At 67.8% G+C, this 17,810-nt stretch carries 17 protein-coding genes, 4 tRNA genes and 2 pseudogenes; 18 read left to right on the top strand and 5 right to left on the bottom strand.

The genetic code is table 11. The annotated features are described in order from the left end of the window. The first annotated feature begins 353 nt into the window (after positions 1–353). From BQ7388_RS13210 to BQ7388_RS05635, 6 genes are all read left to right on the top strand, one after another. The gene (locus BQ7388_RS13210) at positions 354–485 is read left to right on the top strand and encodes a hypothetical protein (RefSeq protein WP_268794029.1); all 132 of its coding nucleotides are present in this window, start codon (positions 354–356) and stop codon (positions 483–485) included. A gap of 24 nt (positions 486–509) precedes the next feature. Continuing rightward, on the top strand, positions 510–2,246 hold the full coding sequence (locus BQ7388_RS05655) for an ABC transporter ATP-binding protein (RefSeq protein WP_072499952.1): 1,737 nt from the start codon (positions 510–512) through the stop codon (positions 2,244–2,246). Continuing rightward, positions 2,246–4,090 carry an ABC transporter ATP-binding protein gene (locus BQ7388_RS05650; RefSeq protein ID WP_072499951.1) on the top strand — a complete coding sequence of 615 codons (1,845 nt, stop codon included), beginning with the start codon at positions 2,246–2,248 and terminating at the stop codon, positions 4,088–4,090. Before BQ7388_RS05655 ends, BQ7388_RS05650 begins: the two co-directional genes overlap by 1 nt. Positions 4,091–4,241: 151 nt before the next feature. Then, complete coding sequence (locus BQ7388_RS05645) at positions 4,242–5,720, top strand: NAD(P)/FAD-dependent oxidoreductase (protein ID WP_072499950.1); 1,479 nt, start codon at positions 4,242–4,244, stop codon at positions 5,718–5,720. Then, on the top strand, positions 5,713–6,999 hold the full coding sequence (locus BQ7388_RS05640; RefSeq protein ID WP_072499949.1) for an NAD(P)/FAD-dependent oxidoreductase: 1,287 nt from the start codon (positions 5,713–5,715) through the stop codon (positions 6,997–6,999). Before BQ7388_RS05645 ends, BQ7388_RS05640 begins: the two co-directional genes overlap by 8 nt. A 4-nt stretch (positions 7,000–7,003) precedes the next feature. Beyond that, on the top strand, positions 7,004–7,363 hold the full coding sequence (locus tag BQ7388_RS05635) for a DUF1667 domain-containing protein (RefSeq protein WP_072499948.1): 360 nt from the start codon (positions 7,004–7,006) through the stop codon (positions 7,361–7,363). Between the two features lie 23 nt (positions 7,364–7,386). On the opposite strand, the gene BQ7388_RS05630 is transcribed toward BQ7388_RS05635, so the two are convergent. Continuing rightward, positions 7,387–7,704 carry an MGMT family protein gene (locus BQ7388_RS05630; RefSeq protein ID WP_072499947.1) on the bottom strand — a complete coding sequence of 106 codons (318 nt, stop codon included), beginning with the start codon at positions 7,702–7,704 and terminating at the stop codon, positions 7,387–7,389. Positions 7,705–7,848: 144 nt separating this feature from the next. Here BQ7388_RS05630 and BQ7388_RS12305 point away from each other — a divergent pair, with 144 nt between their 5' ends. The 4 genes from BQ7388_RS12305 to BQ7388_RS05615 all read left to right on the top strand — a co-directional run bounded on the left by BQ7388_RS12305 (position 7,849) and on the right by BQ7388_RS05615 (position 10,720). Continuing rightward, positions 7,849–8,013 carry a hypothetical protein gene (locus BQ7388_RS12305; protein ID WP_159430798.1) on the top strand — a complete coding sequence of 55 codons (165 nt, stop codon included), beginning with the start codon at positions 7,849–7,851 and terminating at the stop codon, positions 8,011–8,013. 262 nt (positions 8,014–8,275) lie between these two features. Beyond that, positions 8,276–9,097, top strand: coding sequence for a DNA/RNA non-specific endonuclease (locus BQ7388_RS05625; RefSeq protein WP_072499946.1), 822 nt, complete (start codon positions 8,276–8,278; stop codon positions 9,095–9,097). Positions 9,098–9,302: 205 nt separating this feature from the next. After that, positions 9,303–9,878 (top strand): type IV toxin-antitoxin system AbiEi family antitoxin domain-containing protein, encoded by a 576-nt coding sequence (locus BQ7388_RS05620; RefSeq protein ID WP_200781437.1) that lies wholly within the window; start codon positions 9,303–9,305, stop codon positions 9,876–9,878. Next, positions 9,875–10,720: a nucleotidyl transferase AbiEii/AbiGii toxin family protein gene (locus BQ7388_RS05615; RefSeq protein ID WP_072499945.1), complete on the top strand. Its 846-nt coding sequence runs from the start codon at positions 9,875–9,877 to the stop codon at positions 10,718–10,720. The genes BQ7388_RS05620 and BQ7388_RS05615 overlap by 4 nt, the downstream gene beginning before the upstream one ends. A gap of 190 nt (positions 10,721–10,910) precedes the next feature. Here BQ7388_RS05615 and BQ7388_RS05610 read toward each other — a convergent pair. Both BQ7388_RS05610 and BQ7388_RS13480 read right to left on the bottom strand, forming a co-directional pair. After that, positions 10,911–10,987 (bottom strand) — tRNA-Pro (locus BQ7388_RS05610). A 119-nt stretch (positions 10,988–11,106) separates the two neighbouring features. Then, the gene (locus BQ7388_RS13480; protein WP_072500467.1) at positions 11,107–11,193 is read right to left on the bottom strand and encodes an SHOCT domain-containing protein; all 87 of its coding nucleotides are present in this window, start codon (positions 11,191–11,193) and stop codon (positions 11,107–11,109) included. 214 nt (positions 11,194–11,407) lie between these two features. Here BQ7388_RS13480 and BQ7388_RS05600 point away from each other — a divergent pair. The 3 genes from BQ7388_RS05600 (at position 11,408) to BQ7388_RS05590 (ending at position 12,677) form a co-directional block, all read left to right on the top strand. Then, positions 11,408–11,482 (top strand) — tRNA-Val (locus BQ7388_RS05600). A gap of 42 nt (positions 11,483–11,524) precedes the next feature. Further along, positions 11,525–11,600: transfer RNA gene (locus BQ7388_RS05595), tRNA-Ile, on the top strand. 336 nt (positions 11,601–11,936) lie between these two features. Then, entirely contained in the window at positions 11,937–12,677 is a 741-nt protein-coding gene (locus BQ7388_RS05590) for a nucleotidyl transferase AbiEii/AbiGii toxin family protein (RefSeq protein WP_159430797.1), read from the top strand. Positions 12,678–12,867: 190 nt separating this feature from the next. Here BQ7388_RS05590 and BQ7388_RS05585 read toward each other — a convergent pair. Then, positions 12,868–12,944, bottom strand: a tRNA-Pro gene (locus BQ7388_RS05585). A 119-nt stretch (positions 12,945–13,063) separates the two neighbouring features. Next, positions 13,064–14,164: an SHOCT domain-containing protein gene (locus tag BQ7388_RS13365; RefSeq protein ID WP_072499944.1), complete on the bottom strand. Its 1,101-nt coding sequence runs from the start codon at positions 14,162–14,164 to the stop codon at positions 13,064–13,066. A 55-nt stretch (positions 14,165–14,219) separates the two neighbouring features. On the opposite strand from BQ7388_RS13365, the pseudogene BQ7388_RS12300 reads away from it, so the two are divergent. From BQ7388_RS12300 to fmt, 5 genes and pseudogenes are all read left to right on the top strand, one after another. Next, positions 14,220–15,293, top strand: a pseudogene (locus BQ7388_RS12300) (helicase-related protein); the annotation flags it as partial. Between the two features lie 71 nt (positions 15,294–15,364). Next, positions 15,365–15,955 (top strand): annotated as a pseudogene (locus BQ7388_RS05570) (DEAD/DEAH box helicase); the annotation flags it as partial. Positions 15,956–15,996: 41 nt separating this feature from the next. Beyond that, on the top strand, positions 15,997–16,143 hold the full coding sequence (locus tag BQ7388_RS12970) for a hypothetical protein (protein WP_234946870.1): 147 nt from the start codon (positions 15,997–15,999) through the stop codon (positions 16,141–16,143). 111 nt (positions 16,144–16,254) lie between these two features. Then, a complete protein-coding gene (def, locus tag BQ7388_RS05560; protein WP_072499942.1) occupies positions 16,255–16,800 on the top strand; it encodes a peptide deformylase in 546 nt (181 codons plus the stop codon). 18 nt (positions 16,801–16,818) lie between these two features. After that, complete coding sequence (fmt, locus tag BQ7388_RS05555; protein ID WP_072499941.1) at positions 16,819–17,733, top strand: methionyl-tRNA formyltransferase; 915 nt, start codon at positions 16,819–16,821, stop codon at positions 17,731–17,733. Positions 17,734–17,810 lie beyond the last annotated feature (77 nt).

The following is a 17,810-nucleotide window of genomic DNA, read 5'->3' as shown; positions in this document are numbered from 1 at the left end:
CGCGACCTGGCCGTAGGTGGCCACGCGCCCGCGCGGCACCTGTCGCACCACGTCATAGACGCGCCCGAAGAAGCCCTTGTCCGCCATGTCCGTCCCCCTGCCTCGCGCTGGAGCCGCCATCGTGCCCGTCGTCCCGGCGGTGGAGTCCGCATGGTGTTGGAAAAGCGACAGACATCGCGCGCGCCGGGAAATAGCATGCGTCCCAGTATCGTCTATCGAAGGGAGGGGCGCATGTACAACGTGGCGCTCGTGGAGGCCCAGAGCCTCAAGGACTATCTGAACGGCAAGCTCCAGAACGGCGATGCCGGCTTCGTGGGAGACCCCTTCNGGAGCCGGAGCGCCTCGAGGCCGCGATGGCGCAGGTCGACGCCTCGAACTACGAGGCACTCATGGAGGCGCAGGCGGCGGTGGACGCCGCGCGCGCCGAGCAGTCCTCGCTGGAGGACGAGTGGCTCGAGCTCGGCGAGAGGCTGGGCATCGGGTAGGAGGCAACGGGAGGGAGGTTCCACGTGCTGGAACTCCTCAGGAGGTATCTGGGTCCGTACCGCGGCAAGGCGGCCTTCGGGATGTTCGCCAAGATCGTCGAGGTGGCCTTCGAGCTCCTCGTGCCGGTCATCGTGGCGTCGATGGTGGACGTGGGCGTCGCGGGCCACGACGTGGGCGCAATCGCGCTCAGGGGGGCGCTCCTCATAGGCCTCGCCCTCGTGGGCTTCTGCTTCACGGCGGTCTGCCAGAAGATGGCGGCGCTGGTCTCGCAGGGCATGGGTACGGACCTGCGCGAGGCGAGCTTCGCCAAGGCCGTCGAGCTCTCGGCCGTCGACGTGGACAGGATCGGGCCTGCGTCGCTGGTCACGCGCATCACGAGCGACGTCAACCAGGTCCAGCTCGCCGTCGCGCTGGGGATTCGCCAGCTCATCCGCTGGCCCTTCCTGGGCGTGGGCTCGATCGTGGCCGCCCTGCTCATCGACTGGAGGCTGGGCCTGGTCTTCCTGGTCTGCACCCCGGTCATCGCCCTGGTGTTCTGGCTCGTGCTCTCGCATTGCGTGCCCTACTTCCGCAGCATGCAGGAGAAGCTCGACCACATCTCGCTCCTGGTGAGGGAGGCGCTGGGCGGCGTCCGCGTGGTGCGCGCCTTCCGGCGCGAGGAACACGAGCGCGAGCGCTTCCGCGAGGCGGCTGCCTCGCAGGCTGCGGACGCCATCGCCTCGGGCAGGCTCTCGTCGCTCCTCAACCCCACGACGCTCCTGGTCATGGACCTGGGCGTGGTGGTCATCCTCTGGCTCGGCGGCGTGCGCGTCGACTCCGGCGCCCTCACCCAGGGCAAGGTCATCGCTTTCGTCAACTACATGACCCAGACACTCCTCTCCATCGTCTACATCGCCAACCTCGTGGTGGTCTTCACCCGCGGAGCCGCCTCGGCCCAGAGGCTCGTCGAGGTGCTCGACTGCGAGCCCAGCGTGCGAGACGACGCAGTGGACCCCATCGAGCCCCGGGAGGGCGCCCCTGCCCTCGAGCTCGACGGGGTCTCGTTCGCCTATCCGGGCGTTGCCGTGCCCGCCCTCGACGGCGTGACCCTCTCGCTCGCACGCGGGGGCAGCCTCGGCGTCATCGGCGGCACGGGCTCCGGCAAGTCCACGCTTGCCTCCCTCATCCCCAGGCTGTACGACGCGAGCGCCGGGAGCGTGAGGGTGCTGGGGCGAGACGTGCGCGCCTACCCCGCGGTGCAGCTGCGCTCGCACGTTGGCCTCGTCCCACAGAAGGCCTCGCTCGTCTCGGGCACGGTACGCTCCAACCTCCTCTGGAGGAAGGACGACGCGAGCGACGACGAGCTCTGGGCCGCCCTCGCCACCGCTCAGGCCGAGGACTTCGTCCGTGCGAAGGAGGGCGGGCTCGACGCCGTCGTCGAGGCGGGCGGGAAGAACTTCTCGGGCGGCCAGCTCCAGAGGCTGACCATCGCCCGCGCCCTGGTGGGCGCCCCCGCCCTCGTGGTCCTGGACGACTCCGCGTCCGCCCTCGACCTCGCCACGGACGCGCGCCTGCGCTCCGCCCTCGCCCGCGACCTCTCCGGCAGCGCCCGAGTCATCGTGTCCCAGCGCGTCGCCAGCGTGCGCGGCTGCGACCAGATTCTCGTGCTCGACCACGGGCGCCCTGCCGGCCTGGGCACGCACCGCGAGCTCGTGGGGGGCTGCCCCCTCTACAAGGAGATCTGCCTCTCGCAGCTTTCCGAGAAGGAGGTGCTCGACTGATGGCCAACCCATACCAGGCCGGTGGCTCCGGCGCGAACCTGGTCTCGTCCGTCCGTGGCGGGGGCGCGTCCCTCTCGCCCGAGGGCGCGGAGGCGGCCTCCCTTCCCATGAGAACCGTCCTGCGCAGGCTCGGGCGCTACGTGGCGCCCCACGCCGCGTCACTCGTCCTCTCGTTCGTGGCGTCCCTCTGCTCGGTGGCGCTTCAGCTCTACGTGCCCATCCTCATCGGCCGCGCCATCGACGCGATGGCCTACGGCGCGGGCGTCGCGGCACTCGTCCCCGTGCTGAGGTCGCTCGCCCTGGTCGTGGTCGTCGCCGCGTCCTGTCAGTGGCTCTCGGGCTACTTCGTGAGCCGCCTCGCCTTCGAGACCGTACGTGACCTGCGCGACGACGCCTACGACCACCTCTCGGACCTTCCGCTCGCCACCATCGACGCGCACCCCCACGGAGACCTCCTCGCCCGCGTGGTGGCGGATGCCGACGCGGTGGGCGACGGGCTCCTGCAGGGGCTCAACCAGCTCATGGGCGGCGTCGTCACCATCGCGGGGACCATTGCCTTCATGTGCTCCATCTCGGTTCCCGTGGCTCTGGTCGTGGTCCTTCTCACCCCCGTCCTCGCGCTCGTCGCCTCGCTCATCGCGCGCCGCTCGTCCTCGAGCTTTGCCTCGCAGCAGGGCATCCAGGGCGAGCTGGGCGGGTACGTGGAGGAGGTCATGGGCAACCAGCGCCTGTTCACGGCCTTCGCCCGCACGGGCAGCGCCCGCGAGCGCTTCGCGGGCATCAACGCCAGGCTCTATGACTCGGGGGAAAGGGCCCAGTTCGTCAGCTCGCTCACCAACCCGGCGACACGCGTGGTCAACAACTCGATCTATGCCATCGTCGCAGTCGTGGGCTGCCTCTGCGTCGTCGGGGCCGGCCCCAGCCTGCTCACCGTGGGGCAGGTGCAGAGCTTCCTCTCGTATGCCAACCAGTACATGAAGCCCTTCAACGAGGTGTCAGCCGTCGTCGGCCAGGTCCAGGGCGCCTTCGCCTCCGCGCGCCGGCTCATCGAGCTCATGGACAGCGAGCCTCAGACCCAGGACACGCCCGGCGCGGTCGAGCTGGTCGATCCCAAGGGCGCGCTCGAGCTCGAGGACCTGCACTTCTCGTACGAGCCCGGTCACGAGATCATCCGTGGCTTCAGCCTCTCCGTCCCGGCAGGCGGGCGCTTCGCGCTCGTGGGGCCGACGGGCTGCGGCAAGACCACCCTCATCAGCCTCCTCCTGCGCTTCTTCGACCTCGACTCCGGTCGCATCCTGGTCGACGGACAGGACGTCTCGGGACTCAGCGCCAGCAGCCTGCGCGCTGCCTTCGGCATGGTGCTGCAGGAGACCTGGCTCTTCGAGGGGAGCGTGCGGGACAACATCGCCTACGGCCGGCCCGACGCCACGGACGCCGAGGTGGAGGAGGCCGCCCGCAGGGCCCACGCCCACAAGTTCGTCATGCAGCTTCCCCAGGGATACGACACCCCGGTGGGGGAGGGCGGCGGCAGCCTCTCGCAGGGGCAGCGCCAGCTCCTCTGCATCGCCCGCGTCATGCTAGCCGATCCCCCGGTGCTCCTGCTGGACGAGGCGACGAGCTCCATCGACACCCGCACCGAGCTGCAGGTGCAGGACGCCTTCGATCGCATGATGGTGGGACGCACCTCGCTGGTCGTGGCGCACCGCCTCTCCACCGTCCGCAACGCCGACTGCATCGTGGTCATGGACGCGGGCAAGATCGTGGAGATGGGCACCCACGACGAGCTCCTCGCCCGCGGCGGATTCTACGCCCGCCTCTACCAGAGCCAGTTCGCGCTCTCGTAGGCCTGCGCCCAGCTGCGGACGCGACGGGAGGGGACCCTCTCGCCTGGGGCCGTCCCTCCCACGGCCGCTACCGCTGGCGGCACGCCGCCTCCCCCGCATGCCACCAGCGACATAAGATGTCAACGCATGTGCCGCGTCAGGAGGGGGAAGCATGGAGAAGCGCTGGTATGACGTCGCCGTGGTCGGCGCGGGGGTGAGCGGTTGCGCCACGGCCCGGGAGCTCTCGCGCTACGATGCGAGCGTGCTGGTCCTGGAGGCGCTGGACGACGTGTGCTGCGGCACCTCCAAGGCCAACTCCGCCATCGTGCACGCGGGCTTCGACGCCGCCGAGGGCACGCTCATGGCGCGCCTCAACGTCGAAGGCAACGCGATGTTTCCCCAGCTCTCGCGCGACCTCGACTTCCCCTTCGAGCAGGTCGGGTCTCTGGTGGTCTGCCTGGACGAGGGGGCACGGCCCGACCTCGAGGCGCTCCTCGACCGAGGTGCCGCGAACGGCGTCCCGGGACTGCGGATAGTCGAGCGTGACGAGCTGCGCCAGATGGAGCCCAACGTCTCTGACGAGGCGGTCTGCGCGCTCTGGGCCCCGACGGGCGGCATCTGCGACCCCTGGGGCCTCTGCTGCGCGCTGGCGGAGAACGCCGCCGCGAACGGCGTCGAGTTCCGCTTCGACGCCAGGGTCGCCGCCATCGACCGCGACGAGGAGGGGCTCTGGCGCCTGCGGCTCGAGGATGGCGGGGAGGTCGTTACGCGCACGGTGGTCAACGCCGCGGGCGTGCACGCCGACGAGCTGCACAACATGGTCTCGCCACGGCGCATGACCATCGTGGCGCGCCGCGGCGAGTACGAGCTCCTGGACACCACGGCAGGCGCGCACGTGCACCACACCGTGTTCGCCCTTCCCACCAAGATGGGCAAGGGCGTGCTCGTCACCCCCACCACCCACGGCAACCTCCTGGTGGGGCCTACCGCCGACGACATCGACGACAAGGACGACACGTCCACGACCCCCAGGGGAATGCGCTCGGTGGTCGAGAAGAGCGCCCTCACGGTGAAAGACGTCCCCTTCCGCGAGACCATCACCTCCTTCTCGGGCCTGAGGGCGCACCGTCCCGAGCACGAGTTCGCCATCGGGGAGGTTCATGGCGCCCCCGGCTTCGTCGACTGCGCGGGCATAGAGAGCCCGGGCCTCACGGCGAGCCCCGCCATCGGCGTCATGGTCGCCGGCATCGTCCGGGACATCCTGGGCCTCGAGCCCAAGGAGGGCTTCGTGGCGACGCGCAGGGGCTTCGTCGACCTGGACAAGGTCTCGCCGGACGAGTGGAACGCCCTCGTCGAGGGGGATTCCAGCTACGGGACCATAGTCTGCCGCTGCAGGAGGGTGAGCGAGGGGCAGATCCGCGACGCCTGCCGCCGCGTTCCGGGCGCGCGCTCCGTCGACGGGGTCAAGCGTCGCGTGACGGCCACGATGGGCCGCTGCCAGGGCGGCTTCTGCTCGCCCCGCGTCATGCAGATCATCTGCGAGGAGGTCGAGGGGATGGACATGCTGCACGTGAGCAAGTCCGGTCCCGGCTCGGAGTACGTAGTGGGGCTCGCGAAGCAGCCCGTCGAGGGAGGCGAGGCTCGTGGCTAGCGCGGAGCGCCATGACGTGGTGGTGATCGGAGGTGGCTCCGCCGGCCTCGCCGCGGCGGTCGCGGCGCACGACGCGGGAGCGGGGGACGTCCTCGTGCTCGAGCGCGAGGGGCAGCTCGGCGGCATCCTCAACCAGTGCATCCACAACGGCTTCGGCCTCCACACCTTCAAGGAGGAGCTCACTGGGCCCGAGTACGCGGCGCGCTACGTGGCGCAGGCGACCGAGCGCAAGATCACCCACCTGCTCAGGACCACCGTCCTGGACGTCTCGGCCGACAGGGTGGTGACGGCCGTCAACGCCGAGCGTGGCGTCTTCCGCATCGAGGCCGGCGCCGTCGTGCTCGCCATGGGCTGCCGCGAGAGGCCGCGCGGCGCGCTCGGCATCGCGGGGACGCGCCCTGCCGGCGTCTACACCGCCGGCTGCGCCCAGAGGCTCGTCAACATCGACGGCTACCTGCCCGGGCGCGAGGTCGTGGTGCTGGGCTCGGGCGACATCGGGCTCATCATGGCGCGCCGCCTCACCCTCGAGGGGGCGCACGTCGCCTGCGTGGCGGAGCTCATGCCCTACTCGGGAGGCCTCAAGCGCAACATCGTGCAGTGCCTGGACGACTTCGGGATCCCCCTCTACCTCTCGCACACCGTCGTGGGCGTCGAGGGAAGGGGACGCGTCAAGGCGGTGACCATAGCTCGGGTGGACGAGGCCCTTCGTCCCATCCCAGGGACCGAGAGGCGCTATGAGTGCGACACCCTGCTCCTCTCGGTTGGGCTCCTGCCCGAGAACGAGCTCAGCCGCCAGGCGGGGGTCGAGCTGAGCCCCGTGACCCGCGGGCCTGTGGTGGACGAGTCCCTCCAGACCAGCGTCCCGGGCATCTTCGCCTGCGGCAACGTCCTGCACGTCCACGACCTCGTGGACTACGTGAGCGAGGAGGCTGCCGTCGCGGGGAGGTCCGCCGCGGCGTGGGCTCTGGGAGGGGGACGGGCGGCTGCCTCAGATGCCATGCCGACCGAGCACGAGCTCGTCTGCGGGGAGGGTGTCCGCTACACCGTCCCCGCGCACCTCTCGCCCCAGAGGATGGGGGAGAGGCTCACCTTGCGCTTCCGCGTGTCCGGCGTGTACCAGGACTGCCACCTGAGCGTCTATGCCGGCGAGCGGCGCATCGTGCACCGGCGCAAGCAGGTCGTCGCCCCCGGCGAGATGCAGGAGGTCGTGCTGCGGCGCGACCAACTCCAGGGGCTGCACGGGGGAGAGAAGATCCGTGTCCTGCTCGAGGAGGCATAGGTCCATGGAGACCAGGGAACTTACCTGCATACGTTGCCCGAGGGGCTGCCAGGTTGAGGTGACGCTCGACGGCGACGAGGTCGTGGGGGTCAGGGGCAACGCCTGCCCCCGCGGTGACGAGTACGCGCGCAAGGAGGTCTGCGACCCCACCCGCGTCGTGACCACGACGGTGCCCGTGGAGGGGTCGGCAGTCGCCGCGGTGGTCTCGGTCAAGACGGCGGGCGACGTTCCCAAGGCGCGGGTGTTGGACGTCGTGCGCGCCCTCGCGGACGTGAGGCTCACGTCCCCCGTCCGCATCGGGGACGTGGTGCTGGCAGACGTCTGCGGCACGGGCGTGGACGTCGTGGCCACCAAGGACGTGTAGGCGGCGGGCGGCGGGAGCTCCCGTCACGCCTCCCAGCGGAAATGCGCGAGGTCGACCCTCCCGTCGGGGAGGAAGCCCACGCCCTCTCCCTCGAGGAGGTCCCTCTGCGCGTCCGGACCCCCGAAGGCGAAGCCCGGCGCGAGCCTGCCGTCCGCGAACACGACGCGGTGGCAGGGCACGCCTCCGGCCATACCGGGGCTCTGGTGCATGGCAAAGCCCACGTAGCGAGCGCGACGCGGCTCGCCCGTCATCGCCGCGACCTGGCCGTAGGTGGCCACGCGCCCGCGCGGCACCTGTCGCACCACGTCATAGACGCGCCCGAAGAAGCCCTTGTCCGCCATGTCCGTCCCCCTGCCTCGCGCTGGAGCCGCCATCGTGCCCGTCGTCCCGGCGGTGGAGTCCGCATGGTGTTGGAAAAGCGACAGACATCGCGCGCGCCGGGAAATAGCATGCGTCCCAGTATCGTCTATCGAAGGGAGGGGCGCATGTACAACGTGGCGCTCGTGGAGGCCCAGAGCCTCAAGGACTATCTGAACGGCAAGCTCCAGAACGGCGATGCCGGCTTCGTGGGAGACCCCTTCGCGGGGGAGTTCGTCTCCTTCGTCATCAACCCCCACTCCGGCGAGTACACCGTCGTCTCCAAGGCGTAGCTCCCGCACGGCCCCTTGCCAGCGGCCGCATGCGGCGCCTCGGGCCCGCTGCCATCCCTGCGGTGGCGGCGGGCCCCTTGCGTCGGGGAGCGTCGTCCGTGGAGCATCGTCTTCCGTGCAGACTGCCGGCAGTCTGCACGGAAGGTCGGGGCAGTCTGGCGTCAGTCTGCGGCGAGCCCATTTTGGAACGTGGTCCCTCGTGCCCCTCATGTCGCGGCCCGTCCCCTAGCCTCTTCCCAAGGAGGACGAAGGGAGGGGCGTCTTGGGAGCGCGCGTCAGGAGGGGGAGGAGAAGGGCGAGGGCCCTGAGGCTGCGTGGCGGGGCGGTCTGTCTCGCCTGCGTGCTTGCGTCGTTCTGGCTGGGGAGGTCCCTCTCGCCCGGCGGGGTCCTTTCCGGCGTCGATGCAGTCGCTCTGTTTCGGGCGATCGTCCCTGGCTACGGGTTGAGGCGCCCGCACGCGAGGGTGCGGAGCGAGTGGGACGAACGGGCGAGTCCCGACTACTATCGCGTGGTCGGTCTCGCGCTCGTGGACGTGGAGCTCGCGGACGGGGAGGTCAGCTACGCGGAGCTGGATGACCTCGGGAGGTCCGGGCAAGCTGCCGCGAGGGTGAGTTGGGACATGGTCCGGGAGGGCACCTCTCGTCCAAGGGGGGACATGCAGGCCCTCAGCCCCTCGGGATGGGGGCACAACGAGAAGGTGGACATACCGCTGGCGCGCGGGAAGGCATACCACGGCTACTTCTGGAACCGCTCCCATCTCGTCGCGAAGTCGCTGGGCGGGGCCGAGGTCGTCCAGAACATGGTGTGCGGCACGCGCATGCAGAACGTGGGGTCAAACGACGAGACGGGCGGCATGGCCTTCTGCGAGACGCTCGTGCGCGACTGGCTCGAGGCTCACCAGGAGAGGAGTGTCACCTACGTCGTCACCCCGCTCTACGAGGGCGAGGAGCTCGTTCCCCGCAGCGTGATCGTCGACCTGATGTCCAGTGACGGCTCGCTGGACCTCGAGGTGGAGGTGTACAACGCGGCGCGGGGATACCTGATCGACTACGCCACAGGCGAGTTCGAACGGGTGGGGGAGTAGGGTCCTGGCCCACAAGAGCCTGCGCGGACGCGGTCTCATGGAGGAAGGTAGGTCGTAGGATCGAATTGCTCGGTTATGTCACGCCTGATTGTGGAACACTTTTTTCCTAACGCCTAAAATGGTAAGATGTACCAAATTTATTAATATATTTTGGTATATCTTACCATAGGAGGAAGCTACGAAGAAGGATGAGCTCATATCCCTCATGCAAGGTTGCGCAGGCCGAATCACCACGAAGCAGGCCCGGGAGGCGGGCTTCTCTTCGAGTATGCTCCAGCTGCTCGTCTCGCAGGGGGTCGCGGTGCTCGAGAGTCGTGGGGTGTATGCCCTTACGGAGACGCCGCCGGATGACTTCGCCGTAATCGCGCTGAGGTGGCCGAGGGCGGTGTTTCGCTGCAGCAGCTCGCTCTACCTGCACGGTCTGGTGGACTTCGTCCCCGGTGTGTACGAGGTTGCACTCCCGCGGGGCTACAAGGAGGGACACATAACGGAGGAGTTTCCCAACTGCCTCGTCACGCACGAGAACGAGGCGCTTTACGGCCTTGGGGTGTCCTCCGGGCATTCTCCCACCGGAACTCCGCTCGCCCTCCACGACTGCGAGCGTAGCATCTGCGACCTGGTGCTCTCCCGCAGACGTGATGAGGCCGACGCGCAGCTTCTGGGCCAAGCGATGGGCTCGTACTTCTCCTTGCCAAACAAGGATCTTCCCCGGCTTGCGCGATACGCCAACGCCATGGGCATCTCGCCTGAGCTTCAGACCTACCTGGAGGTGCTCTCGTGACCATCAAGAGCGACGCGAGCCTGCGTGGCAAGGCGAAGGCACTCGCCAAGGAGCATGGACTGTCAGCCCAGGAGCTGATGCAGCGCTACTTCTTCGAGCACTTCCTGATGAGGCTCGAGAGGACTAGGTATCGCGAGCACTTCGTCATAAAGGGTGGTCTTCTGCTTTCTGCCATGTTGGGCGTGGCCCAGCGAACGACCATGGATCTCGATGCAACGGTGCGGGCAATGAAGCTTGACGCGGAGAACCTCTCAATAGCAACAGAGGAAATCTGCGCTGAAGATCTGGACGACGATGTGACCTGCAAGCTCGAGCGCGTAGAGCCCATTCGCGAGGATGACGACTACGGTGGATTGCGAGCCCACCTCATCGCCTCCTTCGGACGCATGAGGACGCCACTCAAAATAGACGTCACGACGGGTGACGTTATTACCCCGCATGAGGTTGAGTATGAGTTCCCGACTCTTTTCGAGGAGGGCACGATTCATGTGATGTCGTATCCCCTCGAGACGTGCATCGCAGAGAAGTTCGAGTCGATTGTCAAGCGTGGTGCCGCGACGACCCGCGCCCGCGATTTGTACGACCTTGCGACCCTCACGAGACTGTACGAACGGGAAATCAGGTGGGACGTCCTCGCAAACGCACTGCGTCGTACGTCCGAGCACCGAGGGACCTGGCACATGATGAGAGACTACGAGCGCGTGAGTCGCGAAATAGAGAATTCGACAGAGATTGCACGAATTTGGAAGGCATACGTGAGGCTTAACCCCTACGCCGCGGTCGTGACGGCGGAGGACTCAATGCGGTGTGTCCGTGAGATCGGCAGGATTCTGGAGCTGTAGGGACAGATTCGACAGCAAGTGGTGTTCCCCGATGCGCTCATGCATGGCGCATAAATCAGTGGACGCTCGCCGATTCGAAAATAGGTGAAAAGGGGCAGCAGATTTTGGCGCACGCCCGACGTAGAGCCACATGCCCCTTGGTACATACAAAAACAGGTCAAAGGCTCTTGACCTCTGACCTGCTATTTTCTGGTCGGGTGGACTGGATTCGAACCAGCGACCCCTTGACCCCCAGTCAAGTGCGCTACCAAGCTGCGCCACCACCCGCTATGTCTGCCACGCGGTGACCCACGCAGCGCTTGTGCATAGTAGCACTATCCCGCGAAGCAGTTCAAGCGAGAATTTCGAATCTCCTCTCGCCTGCGGACCGATGCGGGAAGGGGTGCCTAGATTCCCAGCAGCTCCCGCTTCTTGAGGTCGAACTCCTCCTCGGTCAGGATTCCCAGGTCGAGGAGGTCCTTGTACTTCTTGATGAGCTCGAAGGGGTCGCTCGTGGGCAGCGTNATCTCTTGGTATGGGGTCGTTGCGACTCACATTTTGCGGGGGGGGGGGTAGCTCCTGGGCAGCACTATTCGGCGGGGGCGTCCGTCACGGTCGCAGACGCGCTGCCCGTTTGGGGAGGGGACGGACTCTGACAAATTTTTGCTGACATCCGTCGGGGCATCTGATAAGATGCTAACGCGCTAAGGGCGATTGGCTCAGGGGTAGAGCACTTCCTTCACACGGAAGGGGTCGCTGGTTCGAATCCAGCATCGCCCACCACGAGAAACGTGGCGGCGGCTTCGGTCGCCGCCTTTTTCATAGGGGCCCATGGCGCAACGGTTAGCGCAGGGGACTCATAATCCCTGGGTTGCAGGTTCGAATCCTGCTGGGCCCACCACAAGAGCAGCAGGCCAGCGACGCATTTGCCGTTGGCCTGCTTTTTCGACCCTCCGCCTGCCCATGGATGACGCCAGCGCCTCTCGCGAAGACAGCATTCTGTGCAGAATGCTGTCGATTTTGGCGTTTGGCCTGTTGAGGGGCGAGAAAGACAGCAAATCTCACAGAATGCTGTCTTCGGCGCCGCCTTCCGCGCTGTCACCGCGCTGTCTTCAGCGCCACCCTTCGCGCCCGCCGCCAGGCCCCCGCCCCCATCCGCGTTGCGGCTACAATCGACTTCCAACGCAGGCCTCGCCTGCAAGGCAACAACGACACGGCAACGGGAGGGAGGGACGACATGCCATACGCCTACGCCTCGGTCGCGCTGGACATCCCCACGCGCGCGATAGACGGCTGCTACAGCTACGTCATCCCTCCCGAGCTCTCGACGTCCTGCGCGGTGGGCGCCACCGTCCTCGTGCCCTTCTCACATCGCGACGTGGTGGGCTACGTCATGTCGGTGTCGGACGAGCCTCCCGCGGGCGTCNACGATGTGACCTGCAAGCTCGAGCGCGTAGAGCCCATTCGCGAGGATGACGACTACGGTGGATTGCGAGCCCACCTCATCGCCTCCTTCGGACGCATGAGGACGCCACTCAAAATAGACGTCACGACGGGTGACGTTATTACCCCGCATGAGGTTGAGTATGAGTTCCCGACTCTTTTCGAGGAGGGCACGATTCATGTGATGTCGTATCCCCTCGAGACGTGCATCGCAGAGAAGTTCGAGTCGATTGTCAAGCGTGGTGCCGCGACGACCCGCGCCCGCGATTTGTACGACCTTGCGACCCTCACGAGACTGTACGAACGGGAAATCAGGTGGGACGTCCTCGCAAACGCACTGCGTCGTACGTCCGAGCACCGAGGGACCTGGCACATGATGAGAGACTACGAGCGCGTGAGTCGCGAAATAGAGAATTCGACAGAGATTGCACGAATTTGGAAGGCATACGTGAGGCTTAACCCCTACGCCGCGGTCGTGACGGCGGAGGACTCAATGCGGTGTGTCCGTGAGATCGGCAGGATTCTGGAGCTGTAGGGACAGATTCGACAGCAAGTGGTGTTCCCCGATGCGCTCATGCATGGCGCATAAATCAGTGGACGCTCGCCGATTCGAAAATAGGTGAAAAGGGGCAGCAGATTTTGGCGCACGCCCGACGTAGAGCCACATGCCCCTTGGTACATACAAAAACAGGTCAAAGGCTCTTGACCTCTGACCTGCTATTTTCTGGTCGGGTGGACTGGATTCGAACCAGCGACCCCTTGACCCCCAGTCAAGTGCGCTACCAAGCTGCGCCACCACCCGCTATGTCTGCCACGCGGTGACCCACGCAGCGCTTGTGCATAGTAGCACTATCCCGCGAAGCAGTTCAAGCGAGAATTTCGAATCTCCTCTCGCCTGCGGACCGATGCGGGAAGGGGTGCCTAGATTCCCAGCAGCTCCCGCTTCTTGAGGTCGAACTCCTCCTCGGTCAGGATTCCCAGGTCGAGGAGGTCCTTGTACTTCTTGATGAGCTCGAAGGGGTCGCTCGTGGGCAGCGTGGGCCTCGGAGCGTCGTATGGGGCCTCCCTGTGCGCGGGTTTCTGGGGCAGCGCCGCCCGGAGCGCCTCGAGACCCCTGCCGGCTGCGCCTACCCCCGCGCCGAGCGCATCGCCGGCCATTCGCGCCGCCTGGCCGGCACCGACAACCGCGCTGTCGGCGAGCTGGTGCGAGCCCTCCACGACCTTGTCCACGATTGAGTCCTTGGTCTCCTCCTCGAGCTTCTCAGCGGTGATGCCCGACTGGGGAAGGCGGCGGAGGTGGTCCCTGAGGCGCATGGAACTGGGGCCGAAGCTCAGGAAGGTCATTCCCCCCGCGACTACGCCGCCCGCGACGGGGACTACCTTGGCTGCGACCTGCGCGAACTTTTCCTTGGTGAGCCTCACGCCCAGGACGCGCAGGACCTTCTTGAGGATGGGGTAGAAAGCCGTCTTTGTGAGGGCCTGACGCTGGATCGTCCTCGCGACCCCCTCCTGGGCCACCTTGCTAGCGAACTTGTTGAGGGCGACCCCAGCGGCTCCCACCTGCATCATGACGCCCATGAGGAGGACGAACTCCAGGAGGCTCTGGTCGTCCACCTCGTCGTCCTCGTTGAGGAAGGACTGCCAGCCATACACGTAGGCTAACTTCTGCTCTATGCGCATGACGTGGGCGAAGTACTGGACGAGGTCGGCAGGGACCGCCCCGAAGGCGGCGAGCCCGCCCGGGATGCCCGCCAGGAACGCGAGTCCCGCGCACTTCGCCGTCTCAAGGTCGATTGCCTCGTTGGCCAGGACGTCAAGCTGGTGGATGTCGAGTCCCGCCGCTGCGGGGGTCTCGCGTACCGCGAGCTCGGCGTCCGCGTCCGGCCAGTGCTTGCGGATCTCCGTCCTAAGGAACTCCGCGCGGTCGATCTTCACGCCCTTGAGCTTCGACGCGGCGCGGATGATCCTCTCGGCAAACTCCGCCCTGCGGTCCTGTTCCTCCTCGTCGAGCCCGCTCGTCACGTCCTCGGGCTTGGGGTCGCAGAGCTCCTCGAGCTGGCCCGTCGCCTCGTCCNTGTGCCACAGCGGGGGCAGGAGCTGGCCGGTCGTCGCCTGGCCCAACCCGGCCACGACCTGCCCCAACTGCGGCAGCCGCTACCTGGCGGCCTTCGGGGTGGGCACCCAGCGCGTCGAGGACGAGCTCTCGCTGCTCCTGGGCGGGCGGGCCCAGGTGATTCGCATGGACGCGGACACCACGTGCGGGAAGGGGGACCACCAGCGGCTGCTCGAGGAGTTCGACGCCGCGGAGTGCGCAGTGCTCGTGGGCACCCAGATGATCGCGAAGGGGCTGGACTTCCCCGAGGTCACGCTGGTCGGCGTCATCAACGCGGACACCACGCTCAAGCTGCCCGACTTCCGTGCGGGCGAGCGTACCTACGACCTGCTCGAGCAGGTGAGCGGGCGCGCCGGCAGGGGGGAGGTCCCGGGGGAGGTCATCATCCAGACCTACTGGGCGAGCCATCCCGCCATCCGGGCCGTGGCGGACCACGACAGGTCCCTCTTCCTCGAGCCCGAGCTCAGGGACCGCGAGGAGGGCAACTACCCGCCCTACTCGCGGCTGGCCAACGTCGTCGTCTGGGGGAGAAGCGCCCCCGCCGTGACGGGGGCGATTGCCTCCCTGGCCCACGCCGTCCGCCAGAGGGTGGAGGGGAGGCGGGGATGGGAGGTGCTGGGTCCCACCGACTGCCTCAAGGCCCGCGTGAAGGACCGCACCCGNCACCAGCTCCGCGGGCGCGTGGGCAGGGGTTCCGTGGCGGGCTCCGTCTGGCTGTCCTGCGCTGCCAAGAGGGGCACGCCCGCCCGCAAGCGCCTCGCCGCCCTGGAGTCGACGGACGACGGCTTCGAGCTCGCCGAGCTCGACCTCGAGCTCAGGCACGAGGGAGAGGTGCTGGGATACCGGCAGCATGGCAGCAACGTGTCGTTGCGCGTCGCCGACCTCGCGACCGACGCCACCCTCGCAGAGTGGGCCCACGAGGACGCCCTCGCCCTCCTGGATGCGGACCCCTCGCTCTCGGGCGACGACGACAGGCCCCTCGCCCTCGAGGTCAGGGACCGATTCCCAAGCTACTTCGAGGAGATGGAGCGGGCATGAGCCGCATTCGCATAGTGGGAGGGGACTGGAGGGGCCGCTACATCGAGGCTCCTGACGGCCGGGACGTGACNTTCCGCTCGCGCTTCGGCGATGACGTCGCGATCCTGCACTCGAGGCTCTCTGCCGGGGAGCGCTTCGACCAATGGGACCTGGTGCGCCAGGGCAGCGTGCACGTCGTGGTGGGCGCCCGTTCCGCGCTCTTCGCGCCCGTGTCGGACCTGGGGCTCGTGATCATCGACGAGGAGCACGAGCTGTCCTACAAGCAGGAGTCGGCCCCCCGCTACCATGCCCGCGAGGTCGCGGCCCGCCTCGCCCGCCTGCGCGGCTGCCCGCTCGTCCTGGGGTCGGCCACCCCCTCGCTCGAGAGCCTCCTGCGCTGCCGCCAGGGCTCGCACGCCGGGGTGTCGTGGACGCGCGTCCCGATGCCGGAGCGTCCGGGCTCGGCTGTGCTTCCCCGCGTCCGCGTGGTGGACATGACGCAGCAGTTCGCCGGGGGCAACAAGTCGATCTTCTCGGCACCCCTGAGGGATGCCCTGGAGGGCGTGGTCCAGCGAGGGGAGAAGGCCGTCCTCCTCCTCAACCGCCGAGGCTTCGCCAACTTCCTCATGTGCCGCGACTGCGGCTGCGTGCCCGAGTGCCCGCACTGCTCCACCTCGCTCACCTANGGGAGGTGCTGGGTCCCACCGACTGCCTCAAGGCCCGCGTGAAGGACCGCACCCGCCGGCACCTGCTCGTGAAGGCCCCCCTGGGCTCCGAGCCAGGGGAGCTCCTGCAGTCCTGCGTGCGGGGGCTGGACGTCCCCCGCGGCGTGAGCGTCGCCATCGACGTGGACGCGTACGACCTGATGTAGGGTCCCTGGCCCCATGCGACGGCGGTTTGGGAGGCATGTCGCTGGGGTAGTAACATAGCCTGGACAAAGCGTGGCGCCCCCGGCGCCCCCCACATAGCAAGGAGCCATGCAATGAGTGCACTGGAAGACATCGTCCGCGCCCCCGACGGGCGGCTCAAGACAGAGTGCGCGCCCATCGAGGCCATCGACGAGCGCATCAAGAGGCTCGCGCGCCGCATGCTGGACGACATGTACGCCGCCGACGGCTGCGGCCTGGCGGCACCCCAGGTCGGCGAGCTCGTCCAGATGGTCGTCATAGACGTCGACTACTCCGGCCCCAACGGCAAGAACCCCTACGTGCTCATCAACCCCAAGATCGTCGTCGCAGACGGCGAGGAGCGCGAGACGGGCGAGGGCTGCCTGTCGTTCCCCGGCATCACGGTTCCCGTCAGGCGACCCAGCCACGTGGTGGTCCAGGCCCTCAACCTGGACGGGGACCTCATGCAGTACGAAGCCCGCGACAACCTCATGGCCGTCTGCCTCCAGCACGAGATCGACCACATCCACGGCGTGACCATGGTCGACCACCTGAGCGCCGGCCAGCGCATCGCCGCCATGAGGGCCTATCAGGAGGCCACGGCCGCGGGCGCCCGTCCCGGCGACGTCTCCGTAGACTAGTCGGAAGGGGAGCCGCAGATGCGCCTGGCATTCATGGGCACGCCAGACTTCGCCGTGCCCCCCCTCAGGAAGCTCGCCGCCGTCCATGAGGTCGCGCTCGTCGTGACGCGGCCCGATGCCGTGCGCGGCCGCGGGAGGGCCCTCGTGCCCTCCGCGGTGAAGTCGGCGGCCCTCGAGCTCGGGCTCGAGGTGGCCGAGGCGAGGCGCGTGACGCCGGAGCTCCTCGATCGCCTGCGCGACCTCGACCTGGACGCCGTGGCCGTCGCGGCCTTCGGCTGCATCCTGCCCGACGAGCTCCTGGGCATCGCGCGAATGGGCTGCGTCAACGTGCACGGCTCGCTCCTGCCCCGCTGGCGCGGCGCCGCGCCCATCCAGAGGGCGGTGCTCGAGGGCGACGAGCGCGCGGGCATATCCATCATGCGCATTGTCCACGAGCTCGATGCCGGCGCCTACTGCAGGCAGGCGTCGGTCGAGGTGGGCGAGAAGCCCTGCGCGACGGTCATGTCCGAGCTTGCCGAGCTGGGGGCAGACGAGCTGCTCCTGGCCCTCGCGCAGATGGAGGACGGGACGGCCCGCTGGGTCGACCAGGACGAGTCGCAGGTGAGCTATGCCCGCAAGATCGACAAGCGAGAGATGCTCCTCGACCCTGCGGACGGCCGTCTGGCAAACCGCAGGCGCGTCCAGGCGTCCCTCGACGCCGCGCCGGCCCGCATGGCGCTCCAGGGCAAGGGGGTCCGCGTGCTCGACGCGCGCGTCTCTGGCGAGGCGCTATCCCAGGGCGGCGTGCTGGTCCGCAAGGGCCGCGTGTTCCTGGGCTGCTCCGACGGGGCCATCGAGCTCCTGCGGGTCAAGCCCGACGGCAAGCGCGAGATGGACGTCTCTGCCTGGGCGGCGGGACTCCAGAAGAGGGACCTTGGCTGGGAGCGCGCATAGGCATGGCGAGGGCGACCGCCGCCAGGAGGTCGGCCCTGCGCCTGCTGGGCGAATGCCGGCGTCGCTCTGCCCGCGCA

It is taken from the genome of Olsenella phocaeensis (assembly GCF_900120385.1).
Taxonomy (GTDB): Bacteria; Actinomycetota; Coriobacteriia; order Coriobacteriales; family Atopobiaceae; genus Olsenella_I; species Olsenella_I phocaeensis.
This window is presented reverse-complemented; position numbering and strand designations above follow the sequence as displayed.